Consider the following 21,639-nt stretch of genomic DNA (forward strand, 5'->3'; position numbering starts at 1 on the left):
TTTTAAACCTCTATTCTGTTATAAATATATAAAAAAATAAAATAAAAATATTACCTTTAAATTATATACGTAAAACAAGAATGAAGAAAGGGAAAGTACTTTATATTATATGCACTCTTCCTCAAAACTTGAACTGTTAAGAAAAATGATTTTGATTTATCCTCTTTTCACTAGTTATTGAGCCATATATAATGAGAATATTAATACTTTTCCAAAGGTGGTTACTTATGAGTATACAACTAGCTACTTCTAAAGATTTAGAATGGATTAATAATCAATACGAATCAATAGGATTTGTACCAAGTGATTTAAAGCGCGATAAGGTTGCGATTATTACATACAACAGCGAGTATGCAGGTGTAGGTCGTTTAGTTCAAATTGATGAAGATACTATTGAAATGGGTGGTATTTTCATACTTCCTAAATTTAGAGGCTTACAATTAGCCGGAGAACTCGTTTTATTTTTAGTACAAGCAGCGAAAGAATTACATATTCAAAATGTATTTTGTCTCCCTTTCGAGGAATTAAGAAACTTTTATAAAAAATACGGTTTTACTGAAGTCGATACTACGCAAGAGGTTGTCCATCCAATTATTCTAAAAAAATATAATTGGTGTTTAAAAACTTATGATAAACATGTATTACTATTTAAGTTTTGAGTTTTCTATAATAGGTGGGGGTACACGTTGTATTACACCTTATGTTTTAACAAAGGTTTACCCATTTCACCTATTTAAGTAACTTGTTTTTCCAATCAATCTGTCAATTGTATTTCACATCTTTCCACATCGCTTATTAGTTAGCTCGTTTACAAACTTACTAACACTATTTTTAAGTCTCTCTATTATATATTCCTGAAGAAATTTTCAGCTAATTGATGGAGATATGATTTTTTATGTAATCCGCACTCGCACTTCCTGTTCTTGTAATACTTGAATGATTAATTCTAATACAATATTTTGCATTAGTTGATACACATTATCATGCGATGTACTTTGTTCTATAATATATGCAACCCTTTGAAAGATATAACCTTCTACAAGTAAGCTCCCTTTTTCAAAGGTACGCGGATTCTTTCCTTTCTTTTTTATTTTTGGTAATGAAATTTCATTTTTTGTCAAAATAATTTCCTGTGACACCTCTTTTATTCCTATTACTTTTTCTTTAAATACTATCTTTTCTTGCAAACTAATTTCACCTTTATACCTACCTATTTCTATTGGTAGTTTCGCTGTTACATATTTATTTAATTCTCCTTCCCTTTCCTTTTCTAATATCCTACTGTGGATAGGAACCCACGAAGATGTCTCTATCCTATTTTCTTCAATATCACCTTTGACTTTTTGATTAGAGAACTCTAAAAGTACTCTCTCTTCATGAAGATTTGAAGAAACTAAATGACAATACGCCTCTCCATGATAATGATGCACTGTAGTTAATAACTTTGAATCTAATTCTCTACACCCTGCATTTTTTTCATTTTGAAATACAAATTCTTCTTGATTTCCCACACTAATATTAGGAAACTTTAAAAAACTAGACACTTCGGAAATAATGGAAAATGGGGTTTTCACTATAATGGAACGTACTGAATTATTTATTTCTGATTCTGAATCTACAACTTCTTTTTCTAATTCCGCAACTTCAACTTCTTTCTCTGAATCTGAAGCTAGACCTTCCGATCCAGATACTTCCTTATTTTCTAGTTTTACCTTGTGACTGTAATTACCCGGTGTGTTTAGCTTTTTTGCTTTATAAATTTTGTGCCCCACTTCGGCACCAACCCATGGCTTATTCATGATCATCCGCCCCCGTCTCCATTTAATAAATTTTGAACAGATCTATGTTTTTATGTTCACATCATTCTCCTCTTTATATATGTTTTATAATAAAAAAAGACATTGTCTTCGTTACGAAAGACAATGCCTTTTCTATTACTAGGCTTGTACTTGTTGTACTTGTAACACTTTTAAAGTAAGGTCTAATACAATTTTTTCACGTAGTGTATCAAACGAATCATTTAAAGGTGTAGGGCATGGTGAAAAATCTAACTCAAAGAAATTAGCAGCAATTAATTCACAATACGGTTGCTCATTATAATAAACTGTGTTTTCAAAGAAGTACTTGTCCAAACGAGGCAAATCGCCATTCTTAGGGTTAATGAAATGAGAAGCTGCGTCTGAAGAAGCTGCAATTATAGGTTGCGTAAGGAAATCTGCTGCTGTTAAGTCTGCAAATCCGTAAAAATTAACATTAGCAATGCGATCATATAAAGCTGCATTACATTCGTTAGATGCATATTCAATATTTTTACGAATATAGCCTTCTACGAATAGTTTCGCTCTTGTAACTCGGCGATAATTTGTACCCGGAATTGGTGAGAATGCTACTGGAACTAACTTACATTGAGTTAAAAATACATTTTTCAATACCCTTTTAATTTCAACAGCTGGAGGATCAAGTGGAATATCTGCTTCTACAACGATTTGTACTGTTCTCTCCGCTAAGACAACTGGCACCTTAATTAATGCATTTGGCGTAACAATTGGTGCTGCAGCCTGATCAGCTAAAGGTATTTGATTTTGTGCCCCAACTTGGCATGGTACATTAATCGGACATTGTTCACTCATATTTTATAATCTCCTTTTATATAAAAAATTTAGAGTTTTTTAACTCTCTTTACTGTATATGTACTTTTTCTATTAATGCGTGGGTTTGTATCATAGTCATTTTTATCATTTACAAAGTAAGAGATTCATTTCTTCTTGATAGTTACAAACACATAAATTAATATACGGAGCCTATACGAATATCTACCTATATAAAATAGAATTTCTCGATCTTTTTACGATAGAACTAATAAGAATACTAAAATTAATTTTTAAAGAGTCTTTTACTCTATCTAGCAAAGGATATATTTAATAAGAATCATTTCCCCACTTAATAAAATCCATAAAACAGAACATCACGACTATTGTCCCCTTCAATAAAAAAATAAAAACCGACTAAAAAAGCCGGTTTTTGTACTCAATAAATTGTAAAATCCTCTTATTATTGAACTAATTATTTTATTCTAGTCATCTGCCTTTTCCTTTAAGTTCTTTATTTTGTACAAATCGTACAATCCCTGCTCATTCATCTATTATTCACAAAATAAGTATCATACGCCTTATCAAAAACATAACCTAGCTTTTCTGCTAATTTGGCAGAAGTACTATTCGCTGCATCCCAGTTTGGATATTTCCCCTGTTCTAAACAATTCAATATTAAGGCCGCACTAACTACAGTCGCTAAACCCTTTCTTCTATGATTCGGATCAGTAGCAAGTTCGATTTCAATACCACCATCATAAATACTATATGATGATGCGCCACATACGACTTCTCCATCATATAAAATACTATAGCCTATGCCACGATCTATATAATCATCTATTGATCGAAATTGACTTGTAAAATCTTCAGAAACCTTATGTAATGTTGGGTTATTCACAATATGCTCATCTATTTTTCTCAATTCATATCCTTTTGGAAGTGCAGTTATAAAAGATTTTAATTTTGAGCCATTAAATACTTCTGGATTTCGTTTAAATTTATATCGTAAAAACTTATCTATTTTTCTTTCAGAGAATGCTTCTAAACGCTTTTTCCATTCATCACTATTTACGATTACTAGAATTCTTTCAGGGATGTTACGTAATAACTCTTCTGTTTCTGTTTCTGTTTCTTTTGCATTTGGATCCCCAGCGTAAAATGTGAAAATCCCTACCGTAATTTGCGCTACTGTCGGATTTTCAAGATCATTCACCCAAGCAGTTCCCATATGTCCTTGTAAATAAGAAAGTAAAACAACATTATTGAAATCCTCAAACATAGAAAATAATTTTTTTCTTGTATGTATATTCGCTTCATATATCATTTACATTCCCGCTTTCCTTAAAATCAACTAGGCTCAACATTTTCATGAGTTAACTTTTATTAGTATTCTTATACACACTTATTTATTATCTAAGTAAATGTCTATGAAACTCAACTCTCAAATATCAAATAATTATAAATTATACTTAAATGCAAATTTATTATAACATCTAATTACATTGAAATGATTTTCCAATCAAGAATTGCTATTTTCAGATTCATTTTAATCCTCATATCTCATTTTCTATTTACAGGTAAAAACATTACTATTTACTCAATAAATACATTGTTCACCAAAACGAAAAATTTGTAATTCCTCAACATAAAATAAAAGCATCTTAATATTCTAATGAAACCTATTTATTGATAAATTTTTGCATGTATACCAAATCAAGATAAATAACTGTAAGATTGATTTATAAATAAACTTTTTAAGGGGGATTATTAAATGTCTGATTTGTATTCTCGTCTTTCAAAAAGTGATGCCGCGGTTCTTCTAGTGGATCATCAAACTGGCCTTATTTCCAGCCTAGTGCGTGACTATGGTGTTGATGAGTTCAAGAACAATGTTTTAGCGCTTGCTAATACCGCTAATTTTTTTGATTTACCGGTTATTTTAACGACTAGCTTCGAAGATGGTCCTAACGGTCCACTTATGCAAGAATTAATTGAACTATTTCCGAATGCGCCTAAAATAGCACGTCCTGGACAAATTAACGCGTGGGATAATGAGGAATTTGTAAAAGCTATTGAAGCAACGGGTAAAAAACAGCTAATTATCGCCGGCGTAGTTACTGATGTTTGTGTTGCATTCCCAGCTCTATCTGCTATAAATGCAGGGTATGAGGTGTTTGTTGTAACGGATGCATCTGGAACTTTTAGTAAACAAGTTGCTGATGCTGCCCTTATGCGCATGGCTCACGGAGGAGTCCAGCTAATGAATTGGTTTAGCGTTGCAGCAGAATTACAGCGTGACTGGCGAAATGATGTTGAAGGCTTTGGAGCTTTACTTGCTAAGCATCTTCCAAGTTATCAAAATATCATCGGAAGCTATATGGGAGCTCAAAAAGAATTTAGTAAATAAATTAATTCTTGATTAAACTTGATATCAATTTTGAATAACTATGTAAACTCAATAAACACTACCAATAGCTATTTTACATAATTAAGAAAAGGGCTGCTTTAATAGCCCTTTTCTTAATTGCTTTACCAATATTGTATGTTCCTCCGTCACTATATTTAAATTACAAATAGCAATTATTAGTACAACTAGCCATCCTATTTACTTCTAACATCCATACTAACAAAGCGATTTCTTCCGTTACTACAATCCGCCTCGTATATTTTAAGAGGATTAATCAATAGGTACGTTATAGCTCCTTCTTAGAAATAAAAGATTCCGTCGCACCATTTTTATATATTTTGGTCAACTTAATAATCGACTTGTACGTATTATTGTCATCCACTATCATTTTTTTCATCTCTTCTATTTCGGCATTGCCAGTTCCACTCTCTATTTTTAAACAGTTCGAAATGGAAAGGTATCCGCTTGATACTAAAATAATAATAAAAGTAACATCAGGGAAATTAATAAATAGCAATCCATAGTTCAAAGGATCCCCAGCTGGATGCGATAAAAGCAATCGGAAATCTAGTAGTTCTGGCACTTGAACAAAATCTTTAGAAACAATCGCTTCACCTACTATTGTAATTTGCTTTACTACATTCCCAAGTTCATCTGTAAATTCAATACATCTAGGCGCATCAATTGTTTTTGCTTGTAGAGATAAATTCAATTCAGAATTATAAAAATCGAAAAAGAGTGTACTTCCCTCCGTTAAACACTGTGGACAAACATTTCCAAGGAGACTAAAATCCTCTTCAATAAATTTAACTTTCGCTTTACAACTACACACTTTTCCTATTCGAATCGCATCAATCCTTGAACAATCTACAAATATTACCTCATTGTCTTCTTGTGCAAATGAAACTATACCTTTTATCTCATTAAATGAAATGAAATATGATACAACTATTTCGTTTCCGTCTATTGTGATACTCTCAATCCTAGAATAAGGATCTAAACTTTTCAAAAATTCACATATACTATTTTGACAACATTGACAATTTCGTTTCGGCTCGCAATCCACTTACATTCAATCCCTTCCCTATATGTTTTTATCTAATACACATAGTATGAGCGGGATATATGAAAAGCTTGGACAATATAATTTTAACGTAAGGATATAATTAGTTACGCCTAACATCAATATGGAAATTACACCAATAATAAGTAATAACACATAATTTTTACTATAAATACATATAACAATTTCATCTTTCAATGAAAAAGCGTTATAATGAGATGCAGCCTCTAAGATTACGTAATAAAGGAGATTAAAACAATGACTAAAATTAAAGTATATCAAGTAAAAGAAGAAAATATGGAAGCAGTAAAAAACATCATTGATGTTGAGGAACAAAACCCAACTGCTGAAAACTTACAAAATCTATATACATGTGTGTTAGATACTGAAGATATGGCATTGCCTGAATCATACGTTGAAGAAGATATCTTAATTGATTCTATGGAAGTTATGGTTAACGCTTCTCAAAACAAGCTAAGAGACTTAGGTACATATGATGTAATCGAAGTTCAAAACAAAGGTAAGAAAACACAAATTTTATTATTAGCAGACGAAGAATACGAAATTATCGAAGGCTAATTCGACTCCGTACATAAGAAAAAGCTCCTTTCAAAATTGAAAGGAGCTTTTTCTTTATGCTTTTGATGTTTCACTTTTCACCTTGTTTTGTTCTTTTTTATATACCATGCGCTCATTTCCCATAAAGAAAACGAATACGAACGCTAAACTTGCGGGGACTAACGCCCACATAAATGTCTGAACGATTGAACTAGAGAGAGCTTCAATAATTTTATCTAATATTTGCGGCGGAATTTGAGATCTTGCCGATTCTGATAGAATAGCTCTTGAATCTCCTAAAGCGTTTGTATTCATTCCCCCGCTCATACCTTTAAACGATTCTTCTAATTGATCCTGGAAACCAGTTCTTTGAATCATTCCGAAGATTGTAATACCAAGTGTCATACCTAATGAACGAATGAAGTTACTCGTTGAAGTCGCAGAACCGCGTTGCTCCATACCGAAGTTATGAATAGCAGCCATACTTAGTACAGAGAATGAGAAACCAACTCCAAAACCGATAATAACCATATAAATTGTTAATAATATACGACTTGTTTCTGGCGTTAATGTACTTAATAAGAATAATCCGATTAGCATAATTACAGCAGAAATAATCATAATGTTTCGGTAGCTAAGTTTCGATGTTAAAAATCCACCTAACTGCGCTGTAACTACTGATCCTAACATCATTGGTAATAACAATAATCCTGAGTTTGTTGCCGTACCACCGTATACACCTTGAATAAATAACGGAATGTACACAGTTGCTGACATAAATGCCGCCCCGTAACATAAGGCAATAATTGTACTCATTCCGAATAGACGTTGTTTAAACATCTCAAATGAAATGATTGGTTCTTCTACTTTTCGTTCAATAACAATAAAAGCAATTACTAAAATAGCGAACCCAGCAAATAAACTTAAAATAAAGCTAGAATCCCAATCATACTTTTGTCCGCCTAATTCTAAGGCGAACATTAAACAAACTACTGCACCAACTAAAGTAATTGCGCCAAACCAATCAATCTTTTGTTCTCTATGAACTCGTGACTCTTTATAAAATAATGTAATAAAAATAAGTGCTAAAATTCCAAGTGGTAAGTTAATATAAAACACCCAGTGCCAGCTAATATAATCCGTAATATATGCGCCAAGTAATGGCCCGAAAATACTTGATAAACCAAATACTGCTCCGAATAAACCACCCATTTTCCCGCGCTTTTCTGGAGGGAAAATATCAAAAACGATAGTAAATGCGATTGGCACTAGTGCCCCGCCGCCAATACCTTGAATGGCACGATAAATACCTAACTGTGTAATATTTTCAGCAGTTCCACAAAGTGCCGAACCAATCATAAATACGATTAAACCGAAAATAAAGAATCTCTTTCTACCATACATATCTGATAGTTTACCGAAAATCGGCATACCTGCCATTTCTGCGACCATATAGGCAGAAACGACCCATACAAAGTTTTCAAGGCCTCCTAAATCACCAACGATTGTTCCCATCGCTGTTACGACAATGGTATTATCCATTGATGCCATTAAAATTCCTAGCAATAAGCCCGCCACAACAAAACCGAGCTTATTATTCTTCTCAACCATAACCTTGCTCTCCCTCATACTACTTATATTTGTTTATGCTCTTTTACGACTGCATTACCTTTCTGATTAAAACTAGTATGATATTCTACTACACTAATTTCACAGCCAGGGCCAATTATAACATGATTTCCTCTTACTACGTCTGCTATTGTATGTTCTAAATAAATATCATCCCCTTCAATAATTGATGTTTGAAGGCTTCCTGCATGACTTGTAAAAGGAATAACTCTCGCTTTTTTACGTACTGTAATCTTTTTCCCACCGATTTCTCTCACTTTACTTCCTTCATAACGAAGTGAGATTTCAATATTTTCAGCATTAAGCAAACCATCACTTTCAAGACCACCAGTTAGTAATAATTCCTCTACTTCTATATCTCCCTTTACATTTAAAGCGCCTTTCACATCTACGAAATCACCGGATAGCTTCCCTTTAAACTCTATCATACCTCTAACTTTTGTTTTATTAATTTTTCCGTCGCCTTGTACTTGGGCATTGCCATATACTTTTACATATTCCGCCTCCATATTCCCCTGTACTTCACTATCTCCATACACGACATAATTTTTCGCTTTCATATTGCCACGTACTTCACTCGTACCATACGTTTTAAAATCATTACAACTCATATGATTAGAAATTGTTCCTTCGCCGCGTATCTTTACTTTGTTATAATCTCCACCTGCTGAGCTACCTGATCCATTTACAGTAAGACTATGTTGATTTTCCATACCGATTCCTCTCTCCCTTTTAAACTTAAACTTGCTTAATTTCTTTTACATTTGCGCTTTTATCAACAGTAAGAACCCCAGTATATTCAATTAGTTCAATCTCACAGTTCGGCCCTACAGTAACATTGTTTCCCCTTACTGTTTTAATGTGAGCATAATCAATATCGATATTGTCACCTTCTAGCAGTTCAGCTTCTAACTGTAAGCCAAATACTGTTTTAAATAGTCTACTAAAAGCACTCAATCTATGTTTTACTTTAATGGTTTGGCCACCAATTTCTTTCGCTCTACATGTACCATGAATATTTATATTAATTTCATCTGCGCTTAATAATCCACCAACTGTAAATTGTCCTTCAGAAGAAAAAACATCAACCTCGCAATTACCATCAATCGTCGCTTGACCATTGATTTTAAATTCTTCACCGGTGACATTACCACCTATCGTCCCTTTTCCTGCAATTTTTAAAGTGGTCGCCTTTACATCTTGTGTAATTGTCCCTTTCCCATCGATTCGCATCATTTCTGCACTAACTGTACCCTCAACTTTACCTGATCCGCTAATTCTCGCATCGCTACTTTTCAAATCACCAGTAACAATTCCGTAACCATTACATTCAAATTGGTCGCACTCAACGTTTCCATTAACAGTTCCTTTTCCATTTAGTTGCACTTTATGAAACTCTCCACCGTTTGATGAACCATATCCGTTTATAATTAAATTTTCTGTACGCATTATTTCTCCTCCACTACAACAGTTTAGTTTTTAATGCTTCGGTAAATTTCATAATTGCTACACGTAAAACAATCTTTGTTCCCTTTTCAAAAATTAAATCCTCAACGCTTGATACTAAGAAGCATGTAGAAATCCCTAACTTCCGAATAATAACTAAGTCACAATTTTTATGTTTAATCGCTTCATAATTTTCACGTAAAACTTGTAAAACCATTTTCCCTTCTTCTAAACTCACGTCTCCTGATTGAAGAAGTTCTTCTAACACGTATACATAAAGAATCTCTGCAAATTGAAAATCTTCCGTTTTGTTCGTTTGCTCCATGAAAAATTGTAAAACAGGTTCTGATGTAATTTCTTTACGAATGAGATCTTCCTTTGCTAAAAGAATCTCTGTTACGCTTGGTGAAAACATATTTGCCAATTCATCAAGCGATAGATCCTCTTTCATCGTTTGAATTTTATCAATGCGCTCTAATATCTTTTCTTTCGGAAAAAATGTTTCCTGACCTGTGAACGTTGACTTCCGTACAAACCAATCTTCCGGTATTAAATTTTTTCTCTTCCACCTATATAACTGTCCGTATGAAATACCAGTTAACTCTAATAAATCTTTTTTTGAAATTAAATCTGTAATCAACTGTATATCACTCCTTCCTAATAACAATGTAACATAACACTGTTACGCTGTAAATGGACTTTTATAACATGTAGCGTAACAATGTGCAAAACAAACTTCATTTCCATACAAAAAAGGTTCTTACACATCTTACAAAAATGCATAAAAACCTTTATATATCAAGCCTTAAACCATATTTGATAAAAATCAATCCAACCTTGTGGATTAATCATTATATTTTGCACTTTTTCGTGCGAACTTACTTGCTGTTTGTTACGATATAAAGGAATAATATGAATTTGACGTAACAATGTGTCTTCAATATCGTGTAACAGTGTCATCCGTTTCTCTAATTGATTCTCTATAAAATAAGACTGCAATACTTCGTTAAATTTTATATTGCTATGCTGATGAATAAAGCTGTTTTTTGTAAGAAACATATATAGTAAACTATCTTCTATCCGTTCACTAATTGTCGCACTATCATGTATTATATCAGCCTTTTGTATCGTACTTGCTTGCAATAACTCTTTTGTTTCAAGAAAAACGACTTCAATAGTGACGCCATACTTCGCACACTCTTTTTGTATCCAATATGAATCTTCAACATGATCTTGTTCTGTAAATGTATATAGTCGCAGTGTTTCATTACGGTAAGAGCTCTCTTTAATAAGCGTATATATGTCCTCATTTATATGTATAGTGCCACCCTTTGTTAGAAGCAATTCTTCTGCTATTTCTCCGCGCGCTCCTTGCAATTCCTCGATAAGCGCATTGCTATGAATGATTTTATGTAGAGCTTTCCGAAACATCGTGTTTTGCATAGGTCCTTCTTTTGCGGTATTTAATGTATGTTACATTCGACTCAAGTCTAGTTAGTTCTTTATGATGCTTTTCTATATTGTTATAGTGTGCTTTCGCTAAAATATCGCACGTATTTACGCTGTGCTCTACATTCCATAATTCAATTCGATCGAGAAATGTTCGCTCGCGAAAATATAAATCATTTGCTTCTAATACGAATACATCCTCATTCTTTTCACATAATCGAAACGGTCCAGTACCGATTAACCTTCCATCTCCATCTTCATTTACAATAGAACACTGTTCTGTACTTAAAGCATGTAAAAACAACTTATTATCTGTAGATAAACGAATCTGCACAATGTAGTCATCAAGAATATGTAAACTTTCAATGTGCTGTAACATCCAAGCATGCGGGTTATTTTTCTCTTTCAAGAATCGTTTAAATGTATGTACAACGTCATAAGCAATAAATTCTTTCCTGTTATGAAACTGAACACCTTTTCGTAAGTAGAAGGTCCATATATATTTCTGGTCATCATATTCCCAATAAAACGCAAGTCTTGGCTCTACACTGTTTGTATTTCCGTCTATATACACTAACGTGTCGTATATATGCTTTACCATATGACATTCCGAACGCATCGTAGCGTATACAGGATCTAATGCAATATCTAGATTCATTTGGACTTGCAAACGTAGCACATCTCTTCTCCCTTTAGATGTCCTTTCGACTTGATAACCGAATATCGAATCAATCCACGTTTGAAATTGCGTTTGAAGTGATGGAAAATACGAGCTATATCTTTCAATAAATGCACTTCCACTTTTTACGTCCCCTTGTTTCGTTATTTCTTTTCCTCTTTCTAAAATTAAAGAAAGTGGATGTTTTTGAAATAACAACTTTGAACGATTTCCTCTCCCTCGGCCTGGAAACCACATAATCCAATTAAATTCTTCTAATTTTTTTATGATTAATTTACTATTTCGCTCTGTACAAAATAATGTTTCAGATATATTTTGTATAGTTATTTCTAATTGTTCTCCCTCTGCTCTCCCATTTCCATACTGGAGCCACAGGTGCATATATTGCTCCAAAATAATCATAAAACGCCCCCTAAAAGATGAAAAATCTTCCTCTTTCATTCTACCCTTTTTCATTTCTGGCTTCCATCTTATCATTTCAATATAGAAAGGAGGAAATAAAAATGAAGTATCTTTTAAAACGTTATAATAAGCCTATTCTCATTCGATTGTTCGGTGAATTGTTAGTCCGAACGACTGAAGCGATGTTAGCTATCATTTTTATCGTTCATGTTAATAAAGCGTTAAATGGTAATGTCATCGTTACAATGCTTCTTTTCGGATTACAGCCTCTCGCTGATATTGTGTTTACATTAATCGCTGGGGGTGTAACAGATAAATACGGCCGAAAGAAAATAATGTTACTCGGATTACTTTTACAAGCTTTTGCCGTAAGCGGCTTCGTTTTTGCTGAATCGGTCGCCTTTTTCGCCTTATTGTATGTAGTAAATGGTATTGGACGCTCTTTATATATTCCGGCACAGCGAGCACAAATCGCTGACTTAACGAAGGAAGAACAACAGGCAGAAATATTTGCTGTTCTGCATACTACGGGAGCAATCGGCTCTGTAATTGGCCCATTAATCGGCGCCTTTTTCTATACTAGTCACCCTGAGTATTTATTTATTTTGCAAGGTGTAGCCCTTACGCTATATGCTATTCTCGTTTGGACGCAGCTTCCTGAAACGGTCCCACTCAGACAAAGCGTTAATAAAACTAAAGAAGTATATTCGCCAAAACAATTTATTTCAAAGCATTACGCTGTGTTTGGACTTATGGTTTCTACACTACCGATTAGTTTTTTCTACGCTCAAACCGAATCAAATTATCGTATATTCGCCGAAAGTGTATTTCCAAATTTTTTATTCATACTCGTATTTATCTCAACTTGTAAAGCAATCATGGAAGTTATGCTCCAAATTTTCCTTGTGAAATGGTCTGAACGATTTTCTATGCCTAAAATCATTGTTATTTCCTATACTTGCTATACGTTAGCTGCGATTGGCTACGGTTATTCCACAACAATATGGTCATTATTCTTCACATTGCTCTTTTTAGTAATTGGGCAAAGTATAGCTTTGAATCACTTACTACGATTCGTTTCACAAATCGCTCCAAGTCATAGACGCGGATTATATTTTTCTATATACGGTATACATTGGGATATTTCAAGAACTTTCGGGCCTTTTGTAGGTGCATTGTTATTAAGTAAATTAAACGGTAGTACTCTATTTTATATTTGCGCCTTCTTATTAATAATCGGTGGTATCATTCAAGCTTTTTTTGTTCAATCGTTAGAAAGAAACAAAACAAAAGAGCTGTCCCTATAGGAACAGCTCTTCATTTAACCTGCCATTTTATTAATACTATCCTCCGGTGAGAACACAGAAATATGATGTACTTTACCAGTTGACTTTGGAATAACGAATTTCAATTCAAATTGGTCATTTACTTTATAAACGTATATTTTGTCATTACCATTTACTTTAACAGACGCTGGTTTTCCTAAAGCCTTTTCGATTTCTTGCAACGTAATCGATTTGAGTTCTGAATGATATGAGCGAACGTCAAAGACTTGAGATCCTTTGTTAAAGCCAAATGCTACATTTTTACTTGTAAAAGTTGCATACATCCCGTTGCCTGCTTGATCAGTTTTATCTGCTTTTCCCCACTCTTTTTCTATTTCCTCGATGTCACCTGTATGTGCTGCATATGGTACGTTAGGTACTTTACCTTCTTTCGCTTGCTCAAATAAATCTTTTACATGGTTAATTGATTTTTGATTAAGCACTGTATTTTTCGTATTAGACTCCGTTGAAGGTTTTACCGAATCATGACCTTTTGGTTTTTCCACAGGTTCTTTCTCTTTTTTGGGAGCAGTCTCTTCATTCTTTTTACCCGTTTCTGACGTATCACTCTTTTTTTCCGTACTATTTTCTGATGTTGAATTAGTTTGCTTCTTTTCCTCAGCGTTAGTACATGCGGTTAAAGCCGCTACACACGTTAAAGTTAGAAAAAATATAAGTACTTTCATATATACTTTCATCATTTTCAGCCTCCCTCTTCAACATATTCACTTTTGTAACCATTCCATTACACTACTCTTTAAATTATTTTTAGTCCAAAAAGTAAGTGCTTCACTTTCCCCGAAAGTATTCACAATATACTCCATATACGATGTTCCTAAAAAATAACCGAGTCGGTTGCATCCGAAATAAGTCCCTCCTGATAAACGGAACCATTCTTTCTCTTTTTCATCTGTCCACCCTTTAACATAATCTTGTAAAAAATGTTTCTTAATATGATCTTTATGTTCTTCATAGCAATACAACCAATCGTCACTATCATTATCATATGAATAATAGACTGATTTACTTAATCCTTTAGCTATTCTTTGCGATAAATATGTCGCGACTCCCTCACGATATAAACTAACCGCTGCATCAGTCCATTGTGCTTTAGTCCAATCCATTCCACTCTCTTGCAATACGAAATTATGATATATATGACCAATTTCATGAGCAACAATAACACGAAGATGCTCCCTTTCAGGAGATAATTTTTCTGCCGAAAGAAATATATCCCCAATAATATCTCTTTCTACAAATGCATTGGAGCCAAACCCACCTACAAATAGATGAAAAGTCAAATCTATATTAAAACCAAATTGAATGTGATACTCCTCACTAATTTCTTGAATAATAGAGGGTAAAGTTTCCGAAATAATACGGATGTCTTTTAGTTTTTCAGGATATTTTTTAATTGCACTAGAAAGACGTTCTTCCGTCTTAGAACAATGATAATTAAAATACTCTTCAAATGCTTCTGGATACATATCATAATATTTGTCCAAGTCATGTAATCCTATATCATCGCTTTCCAAAAGCTTCAAAAAGCTTGGAATTGTATTGTTAATCATCTTATTCATCTCCTTGTATACACCTTCTCTCCATACTCGCTATATCCTTTTTGTAACTTGAATTAAACTGCTACAAAATCTCCTTTAAATGCAAAAAACCAGCAGAAAGTGAATACTCATTCTCTGCTGGTTTAATGTTTTGTTCCTTCTGAATCTTATTCAAATCATTTGTCATGATCAGAAATTCATTAAGATTAACTATTTATATAATTAAAAAGGCTGTCCTATTAAAGGACAGCCTCAATTATGTATTTTTATACTTCGATAGATTTACCGTCTTCAACGATATGGTAAAGTAAGTGCGCTAAATGATGAATTGGACCATTTTCTTCCTCTTCTTCATTTGTCTCACCTTGGAATTCAAGATCATTTAAGTATAGTGCTAAAAATTGATAGAACAATTTCAAATCAAATCCGTAGCAAGCACTTGGTTCTTCATGATCTCCTTCATATTGTAACATTAAGTATTGCTCGTTTCCTTCTGTATCTTCAGCATCAAAGAATACGAAGAAACCAACGTTTGTATCTAAATCAAATAGATGACGAGTACCTTTTTCTGTTGCTTTCTCGAAGTCCTCTTCACTTAATTTATGTACTGTTGTTGCCTTTGCATTATCCTCTTGATGAAAATTTACTGTAAATGATTTCAATGCTGACACCTCCTGATTGTATAACAGTAGCATAACAGATTAGACAACATAATACAAAGGGACTGCTTACAAATGTAAACAGTCCCCTGTATTCATTTCCGCATTGCACGGAATATAAAGCTTACGATGAAAATCAAAACAATCGCGCCTATTAAAGCCGGAACAATCGCATATCCGCCTATAACAGGTCCGAATTTACCAAGTAACGCTGTACCAAGCCAAGAACCGACAATACCTGCAATAATATTACCGATTACACCGCCAGGTACATCCTTCCCAGTAATTAAACTTGCAAACCATCCTAATATACCACCAACGATTAAAGACCAAATCATATCATTTCCTCCTTTATAATTGACCAATAAAAATTATAATCAGAAACAATTGCTTACCATTAGTTATGTTACATTTTTCGTAAGTTATTCGTCTTATGAAAATCATTCAAATCTGCTCACCCTTTTAAGGACAATCTGGCTTCAATATTGTTCTCATAAATTCGTCTTTAAACGCTTGATAATTAAATTCAACGGCAATTTTTTGTATAGGACGATTATCAAACGTCGTTGGCTCAGCTATTTTTCTAAAATCTGCAACACTTTGACCTCTCGTTACATCATTCGTCGTACTAATCCAAACTGCTGATTTTTTATATTCAAAAATATCATCATTTATAAATGAAATGAACGGAAGTAAATCGTGAATCGGACTCCCAGCAATACCTGGATATTCTTTTTTGTAAAAGTTCTCGTAATAAAAATCGATCATTGGCTTTATGAGTTTCGCCTGCCCTGTTCCTTCTTTATCAATAATATCGACCATTTCAGGGGTAATAAGAGCACGCTGCGTTACATTTAACGGATATATTGTAGCATTCTGCGCATATTTCATAACGATATTCGCGGCAATTGGATCGCCGTAAAAATTAGCTTCTGATACAGGTGTAACGTTTCCCGGAAATAGAAAAGCACCGCCCATTATATAATAAGAACATACTCGATTCATTAAATTGGGGTACAATAAAAATAATGTTGCAAGTGTTGTTAATCGTCCCGTCGCCACTATAATAATATCTTCTGGACAAGGCTCAATTAATTTAATCAATTCACAAAAATTTTCTCTGTCACAAATTCTCATTTTCGGTGGAATAATTGGACCTAAACCGTGATCCCCATGAATTTCAGGGAAAAACAAAGGTTCTTCAGCTGTCATCGGTCTACTGGCACCTTCGATAATCTTTACTTTTGTAGCATAGTATCTTTCTAAAAAATAAACATTTTCCGTAACAATTTCTCTTGATACATTTCCATACTCTGCAACGATACCTATAATATCTAATTTGCATGTTTTATTCGCATAAATTAACGTCACTGCATCATCAATACCAAAATCTCCGAAAAAGATTATTTTTTTATTAACTTTCCTCACCCCTCTCCAGCATAATCTACTATCATTATTATGCGAAAAAGACAAGGCGGTGAAACAGAGATAATAAAAAAAGCCGCCTATTTATTGGCGACTTCAATCTTTTTATAAGATAAATATGCTAGTATACTTTTGCTTGAATCATATTTCGGATTATTCCCTTTTCTCGGTTCTCTCATATGTGTTTTTTCAAACCCAGGAATGTCAGGCATTTTCTCTAAAAATTCAAGCATCTCTTCCTCAGTTCCCTCAATACGTACACGAATCATTATTACTATTCCTCAATTCTCATTTTCTCTGTACTAAGTATATCGTACATCAGAAAGACTGCAAGAAATTTATCTTTTTAATGTTGAACTTTTTTTACATACGAACAGTGCCATTTCAGTATAAAACGATTCTATTTTATTGTTTTCAAATTGAATTTCGAAAAATTCTTGCATTTCATTTGATGTTTTCATCATACACTCTGTTAACTTTACACGTTTTTGCATAGGAACATCCATCATATCGCACCACCAATCAAAATCGAACTTCTTGTCAAAAGTATGACATGACTGCATTTGTAAACCATGTTTTTCTAATAAAGTAATCCATTCTGTTTTTTTCAAAGCTCGCTCATGGCTTGGATCTCTCTTCTTTTCGATAAAGTTATAAAATGTATCAAACTCATTATTTTCTGGTGAAACGTTATCAATTAATATAAATAACCCATTATCTTCTAACGTTCGATTTACTTCAAAAATAAATTGCAAAGGATCAACAAAGTGATGTGCTGCAATTCGGCATGTAATTGTATCAAAGGATTCATCAGCAAATGGTAACCTTTCTGCATGTCCTGCTACAAATGATACATTTTCATGTCCGTTCCCTTCTATAAAACCTTTTGCTTTTTCTAACATTTTTTCTGTTAAATCAAGAGCGACTACCTCTTTGAACATTGGGGCTAACAAATTAGCAACATGTCCACCACCAGTAGCAATATCAAGAAGACGAGTATTATGACGAGTTTCAACTTGCTTAACTACATATTGTAAATCCAGTCCTTTTGCATGAATTTTACTTTTTACATACTTCTCTGCATTACTACCAAATTGTTGTTTCACAAGTTCTTCTTTACTCATTTTTATCATCTTCTTTCTATAAAGTATTATATTTAATTTATAAGTTCTCTTTATATAATTTCAAATCCTCTTTTAGTTTAGTCTCGTCTCTTGTATTAGAGACCTTCTATCAAAAAAATTTAACTCTTTTATTTTTAAGCACAAAACAAAAAAGGTTATGGGGAATTATCCCACACCCACACAAAGTATCTCTTATATTTGAGGATCTTCTTACACGTCTAATCCCCCTGTAACTTCACAATAACTTCTACTTCGCTATTAGTAGCCTCTCTTGCATGCAATCCATATTGGTCCATGCCAATCCATATCCACCCAGGACTATCATAAAGAATATCTATGTTGAAATGCTTCAACTTAGTAAGCTCTGACCTAATAAATTTATCCCTACTAGCGATTTCCTTATCAAGCAAGCCATATTCTTTCCCATTTTCAAATAGTGCTATCATCTTTCCTGCAAGTGGATGTATACGAACTATAAAGTGATATTCTTTTTCATTTATATTCGCTACAATCGTATTAGAATCAGGTACACCACATCTAGAATTCGGCATATTCATATCGGTCAGCTCCTTTATTGATTTCATTAATATCGTAACAGGTTAATATTTAGATATTATTAATATAATGTAAAAAATATAAAAGCTGACTTCCCTTTAGAAATCAGCTTTTACACATTGTTTATCTTTAAACCTTTTTACAAATTTTATAATGTTTCTTTCTCTTCATCATTTCCGGAAACTAAATCTCCTAAAACATCCACCGTAACTTCAACTACAAATTCACAAATCCCTGCTACAACTTCTCCAATTACTTCCTCCATCTTTCTACCCCCTTGTTTTATGGAACCTATTTGTAGTATAGAAGATACTGGTTAATTTTAACTATCGGCAAAGGTGACAAAAACATTACAGATTTGTAAGCTATTTCAATGTTTTTTTGAATTTATACTTCTCCCCTTTGAAACTTTAAGTATTATTAACAACCAGATAGGTCATCATAATATAAAGTATTTAAGAATCCTAATTTAAAGGAGGCGTGTAAAATATACTACGTAAAACTAATTAAAGGTCAATCTTTCTATGCTTTTGATCATCGTTTCTTAATATCCGAAGAAAAAGAGGTTTCAGAGAAAATTTTTAATTACTTACGACGGAATGAATTCTTCGAAGTACGTAAAGAGGAATACTCTGCCTAATGTACAAACAGCATCGAGAAACAACTCACAGTATTGTGACTCTTTCTTGATGCTTTTATATTATCGCCCCATATTCAACTTTATTCTCAATTCTATTAACATCTTCTAGTATATGTCTAAGCTAATTTATCGTTACTTTCATATTTTAGTATATGAGGAGGTAACAAATATGACTCATATCATTGATTACCAAGCTACTCAACCAATAAATAAAACGGGTGAAACAACTTTTGTAATTCCCCATTCCCCAAACAAAGCAATTCTAGCAAATATTAAATTGAAAATTTCAAGAAAAGATTCACGTGATAATCGAGTAGAATTTTGCTACAGTTGGGGTTAAAGGTATAACTGACATAGCACAAATATTATTTAGAATTTTCCGTGATAATACAGAAATCTTCAACGCTCAAGTAGGTATTGAATCTACAGATTCAGAGCAATTCTACGCTCAAACATTTCAAGCTATTGATAAAGATGTAAGCTGCGGGACTCACGAATATTCATTAACTGTGGAAAATCTAACAAATGCTGCAAGTGCAGACGTTGTTGGCCCTCTATCTTTTAGTGGTTTAGCTATTGGACAAGATCATAAGTGTTGCTAAAGGAATCTATTGTTTGATGTTGCATTTGAGAAAAGTGAGACGTAGTAACTACGTTCTCACTTTTTTATTTTCTCTATGTTTTTCTTTATTTTCAATTTGTATTTAATCAAGAGTTTTTCACATTTTGAATTACTTATTTCATCATATAATTAATCAAATTTTCAACAAATCAAAAAGATTGAAATTCACTAATGAAACACGTAATATAGACTCTGACTCTAAAAATAGCGCGTTAAAAAATAATGAATAAATTAGGAGGTTTTATATACGAGTTGTTAATTTTAAAAGACTGAGAGGTTTAAATTATGTGGCGTAATAAAAATGTTTGGATCGTATTAATTGGGGAGTTTATTGCTGGTCTAGGGTTATGGCTTGGTATTCTTGGTAATCTTGAATTTATGCAAAAATACGTCCCTTCTGATTTTATGAAATCCGTTATATTATTTATCGGACTGTTAGCTGGTGTTCTAGTCGGTCCAATGGCTGGGCGTGTCATTGATCAATATGAAAAAAAGAAAGTTCTTCTTTACGCTGGATTTGGTCGTGTTATTAGTGTTATTTTCATGTTTTTCGCTATTCAATATGAAAGTATCGCTTTCATGATTGCATTTATGATTGCACTTCAAATTTCCGCGGCATTTTATTTCCCTGCATTACAATCTGTAATTCCACTCATCGTTAATGAACATGAGCTATTACAAATGAACGGTGTACATATGAATATCGGTACAATCGCTCGTATTGCAGGTACTTCACTAGGTGGCATTCTTTTAGTTGTAATGAGTTTACAGTATATGTATGCCTTCTCAATGGCAGCATACGCTTTATTATTCCTCTCAACTTTCTTCCTACAATTTGAAGATAAAAAATCCGCTACATCAAGTAAACAATCAGCTAAGGATAATAGTTTTATGGAAGTATTTCGTATATTAAAAGGAATTCCTATTGCTTTTACAGCACTTATATTAAGTATTATCCCTCTATTATTTATAGCTGGATTCAATTTAATGGTTATTAACATTAGCGAAATGCAACATGACCCAACGATTAAAGGATTCATATATACAATTGAAGGTGTAGCATTTATGTTAGGTGCCTTCGTTATTAAACGTTTATCTGATCATTTCAAACCTGAAAAGTTACTATACTTCTTCGCAATTTGTACCGCTTTTGCACACCTTTCGTTGTTCTTTAGCGATATTAAATGGATGGCACTTGCCTCATTTGGTTTGTTTGGATTTAGTGTAGGCTGCTTCTTCCCTATTATGTCGACAATTTTCCAAACGAAAGTCGAAAAAAGCTATCACGGACGTCTCTTCTCATTCCGTAATATGTTTGAAAGAGTTATGTTCCAAATTGTCTTACTTGGAACTGGCTTCTTCTTAGATACGATTGGGTTACAATATATGGTTCTCATCTTCGGAGTTATTTCGTTGTTGATTATTTTTATTTCCTTATCTAAGCAGAAACAATTTAAAAAACAAACGTCACAATCTGCGAATATATAAAACTAATACTTCTTA

At 33.2% G+C, this 21,639-nt stretch carries 21 protein-coding genes and 3 pseudogenes; 7 read left to right on the plus strand and 17 right to left on the minus strand.

All coding sequences use genetic code 11. The annotated features are described in order from the left end of the window. Positions 1-227: 227 nt before the first annotated feature. On the plus strand, positions 228-659 hold the full coding sequence (locus JFU23_RS02060; RefSeq protein ID WP_201031224.1) for a GNAT family N-acetyltransferase: 432 nt from the start codon (positions 228-230) through the stop codon (positions 657-659). A 234-nt stretch (positions 660-893) separates the two neighbouring features. On the opposite strand, the pseudogene JFU23_RS02065 reads toward JFU23_RS02060, so the two are convergent. The 3 genes and pseudogenes from JFU23_RS02065 to JFU23_RS02075 form a co-directional block, all read right to left on the minus strand. Further along, positions 894-1,775, minus strand: a pseudogene (locus JFU23_RS02065) (BC_2427 family protein); the annotation flags it as partial. A 162-nt stretch (positions 1,776-1,937) separates the two neighbouring features. Continuing rightward, a complete protein-coding gene (locus JFU23_RS02070) occupies positions 1,938-2,630 on the minus strand; it encodes a CsxC family protein (RefSeq protein WP_201031226.1) in 693 nt (230 codons plus the stop codon). Between the two features lie 505 nt (positions 2,631-3,135). Then, positions 3,136-3,918 carry a GNAT family N-acetyltransferase gene (locus tag JFU23_RS02075; protein WP_201031227.1) on the minus strand — a complete coding sequence of 261 codons (783 nt, stop codon included), beginning with the start codon at positions 3,916-3,918 and terminating at the stop codon, positions 3,136-3,138. A gap of 447 nt (positions 3,919-4,365) precedes the next feature. Here JFU23_RS02075 and ycaC point away from each other — a divergent pair, with 447 nt between their 5' ends. After that, on the plus strand, positions 4,366-5,001 hold the full coding sequence (ycaC, locus tag JFU23_RS02080; protein ID WP_002185634.1) for an isochorismate family cysteine hydrolase YcaC: 636 nt from the start codon (positions 4,366-4,368) through the stop codon (positions 4,999-5,001). 286 nt (positions 5,002-5,287) lie between these two features. Here ycaC and JFU23_RS02085 read toward each other — a convergent pair whose 3' ends face one another. Then, a complete protein-coding gene (locus tag JFU23_RS02085) occupies positions 5,288-6,067 on the minus strand; it encodes a BC_2878 family exosporium-associated protein (protein ID WP_098168353.1) in 780 nt (259 codons plus the stop codon). Positions 6,068-6,322: 255 nt separating this feature from the next. Here JFU23_RS02085 and JFU23_RS02090 point away from each other — a divergent pair, with 255 nt between their 5' ends. Then, the gene (locus tag JFU23_RS02090; protein WP_201031228.1) at positions 6,323-6,643 is read left to right on the plus strand and encodes a hypothetical protein; all 321 of its coding nucleotides are present in this window, start codon (positions 6,323-6,325) and stop codon (positions 6,641-6,643) included. A gap of 54 nt (positions 6,644-6,697) precedes the next feature. Here JFU23_RS02090 and JFU23_RS02095 read toward each other — a convergent pair whose 3' ends face one another. The 5 genes and pseudogenes from JFU23_RS02095 to JFU23_RS02115 form a co-directional block, all read right to left on the minus strand. Further along, positions 6,698-8,233, minus strand: coding sequence for an MDR family MFS transporter (locus JFU23_RS02095; RefSeq protein WP_012261118.1), 1,536 nt, complete (start codon positions 8,231-8,233; stop codon positions 6,698-6,700). A gap of 23 nt (positions 8,234-8,256) precedes the next feature. Continuing rightward, positions 8,257-8,964: a polymer-forming cytoskeletal protein gene (locus tag JFU23_RS02100; RefSeq protein ID WP_201031229.1), complete on the minus strand. Its 708-nt coding sequence runs from the start codon at positions 8,962-8,964 to the stop codon at positions 8,257-8,259. 25 nt (positions 8,965-8,989) lie between these two features. Further along, positions 8,990-9,700 (minus strand): bactofilin family protein, encoded by a 711-nt coding sequence (locus tag JFU23_RS02105; protein ID WP_201031230.1) that lies wholly within the window; start codon positions 9,698-9,700, stop codon positions 8,990-8,992. Positions 9,701-9,713: 13 nt separating this feature from the next. Further along, a complete protein-coding gene (locus JFU23_RS02110; protein ID WP_201031231.1) occupies positions 9,714-10,337 on the minus strand; it encodes a YhbD family protein in 624 nt (207 codons plus the stop codon). Between the two features lie 158 nt (positions 10,338-10,495). Then, positions 10,496-12,266 (minus strand): annotated as a pseudogene (locus tag JFU23_RS02115) (ABC transporter substrate-binding protein). Between the two features lie 62 nt (positions 12,267-12,328). On the opposite strand from JFU23_RS02115, the gene JFU23_RS02120 reads away from it, so the two are divergent. Continuing rightward, on the plus strand, positions 12,329-13,534 hold the full coding sequence (locus JFU23_RS02120; RefSeq protein ID WP_078176546.1) for an MDR family MFS transporter: 1,206 nt from the start codon (positions 12,329-12,331) through the stop codon (positions 13,532-13,534). Between the two features lie 14 nt (positions 13,535-13,548). Here the strand turns inward: JFU23_RS02120 and JFU23_RS02125 are convergent, their stop codons facing one another. The 8 genes from JFU23_RS02125 to JFU23_RS02160 all read right to left on the minus strand — a co-directional run bounded on the left by JFU23_RS02125 (position 13,549) and on the right by JFU23_RS02160 (position 18,876). Further along, positions 13,549-14,253, minus strand: a complete 705-nt coding sequence (locus JFU23_RS02125) for a YjgB family protein (protein WP_113769294.1) — start codon at positions 14,251-14,253, stop codon at positions 13,549-13,551. A gap of 24 nt (positions 14,254-14,277) precedes the next feature. Next, positions 14,278-15,123, minus strand: coding sequence for a DUF5700 domain-containing putative Zn-dependent protease (locus tag JFU23_RS02130; protein ID WP_201031232.1), 846 nt, complete (start codon positions 15,121-15,123; stop codon positions 14,278-14,280). A 254-nt stretch (positions 15,124-15,377) separates the two neighbouring features. Then, a complete protein-coding gene (locus JFU23_RS02135; protein WP_002084959.1) occupies positions 15,378-15,773 on the minus strand; it encodes a hypothetical protein in 396 nt (131 codons plus the stop codon). Positions 15,774-15,865: 92 nt separating this feature from the next. Beyond that, a complete protein-coding gene (locus JFU23_RS02140) occupies positions 15,866-16,108 on the minus strand; it encodes a GlsB/YeaQ/YmgE family stress response membrane protein (RefSeq protein WP_002013368.1) in 243 nt (80 codons plus the stop codon). Positions 16,109-16,232: 124 nt separating this feature from the next. Then, positions 16,233-17,198 (minus strand): nucleoside hydrolase, encoded by a 966-nt coding sequence (locus JFU23_RS02145; RefSeq protein WP_002013369.1) that lies wholly within the window; start codon positions 17,196-17,198, stop codon positions 16,233-16,235. Positions 17,199-17,275: 77 nt separating this feature from the next. Then, entirely contained in the window at positions 17,276-17,464 is a 189-nt protein-coding gene (locus tag JFU23_RS02150; RefSeq protein WP_002065918.1) for a DUF3970 family protein, read from the minus strand. Between the two features lie 69 nt (positions 17,465-17,533). Then, positions 17,534-18,319, minus strand: a complete 786-nt coding sequence (locus tag JFU23_RS02155; protein ID WP_201031233.1) for a class I SAM-dependent methyltransferase — start codon at positions 18,317-18,319, stop codon at positions 17,534-17,536. A 218-nt stretch (positions 18,320-18,537) separates the two neighbouring features. Beyond that, the gene (locus tag JFU23_RS02160) at positions 18,538-18,876 is read right to left on the minus strand and encodes a hypothetical protein (protein WP_201031234.1); all 339 of its coding nucleotides are present in this window, start codon (positions 18,874-18,876) and stop codon (positions 18,538-18,540) included. A 485-nt stretch (positions 18,877-19,361) separates the two neighbouring features. On the opposite strand from JFU23_RS02160, the gene JFU23_RS02165 reads away from it, so the two are divergent. The 3 genes and pseudogenes from JFU23_RS02165 to JFU23_RS02175 all read left to right on the plus strand — a co-directional run bounded on the left by JFU23_RS02165 (position 19,362) and on the right by JFU23_RS02175 (position 21,624). Beyond that, a complete protein-coding gene (locus JFU23_RS02165; protein WP_078176551.1) occupies positions 19,362-19,514 on the plus strand; it encodes a YqbF domain-containing protein in 153 nt (50 codons plus the stop codon). 169 nt (positions 19,515-19,683) lie between these two features. Continuing rightward, a pseudogene (gene exsC, locus JFU23_RS02170) lies at positions 19,684-20,116 on the plus strand (exosporium protein ExsC). 305 nt (positions 20,117-20,421) lie between these two features. Continuing rightward, the gene (locus tag JFU23_RS02175; RefSeq protein ID WP_002032512.1) at positions 20,422-21,624 is read left to right on the plus strand and encodes an MFS transporter; all 1,203 of its coding nucleotides are present in this window, start codon (positions 20,422-20,424) and stop codon (positions 21,622-21,624) included. Positions 21,625-21,639: the final 15 nt, after the last annotated feature.

This window comes from Bacillus sp. TH50 (assembly GCF_016650565.1).
GTDB classification, from domain to species: domain Bacteria; phylum Bacillota; class Bacilli; order Bacillales; family Bacillaceae_G; genus Bacillus_A; species Bacillus_A mycoides.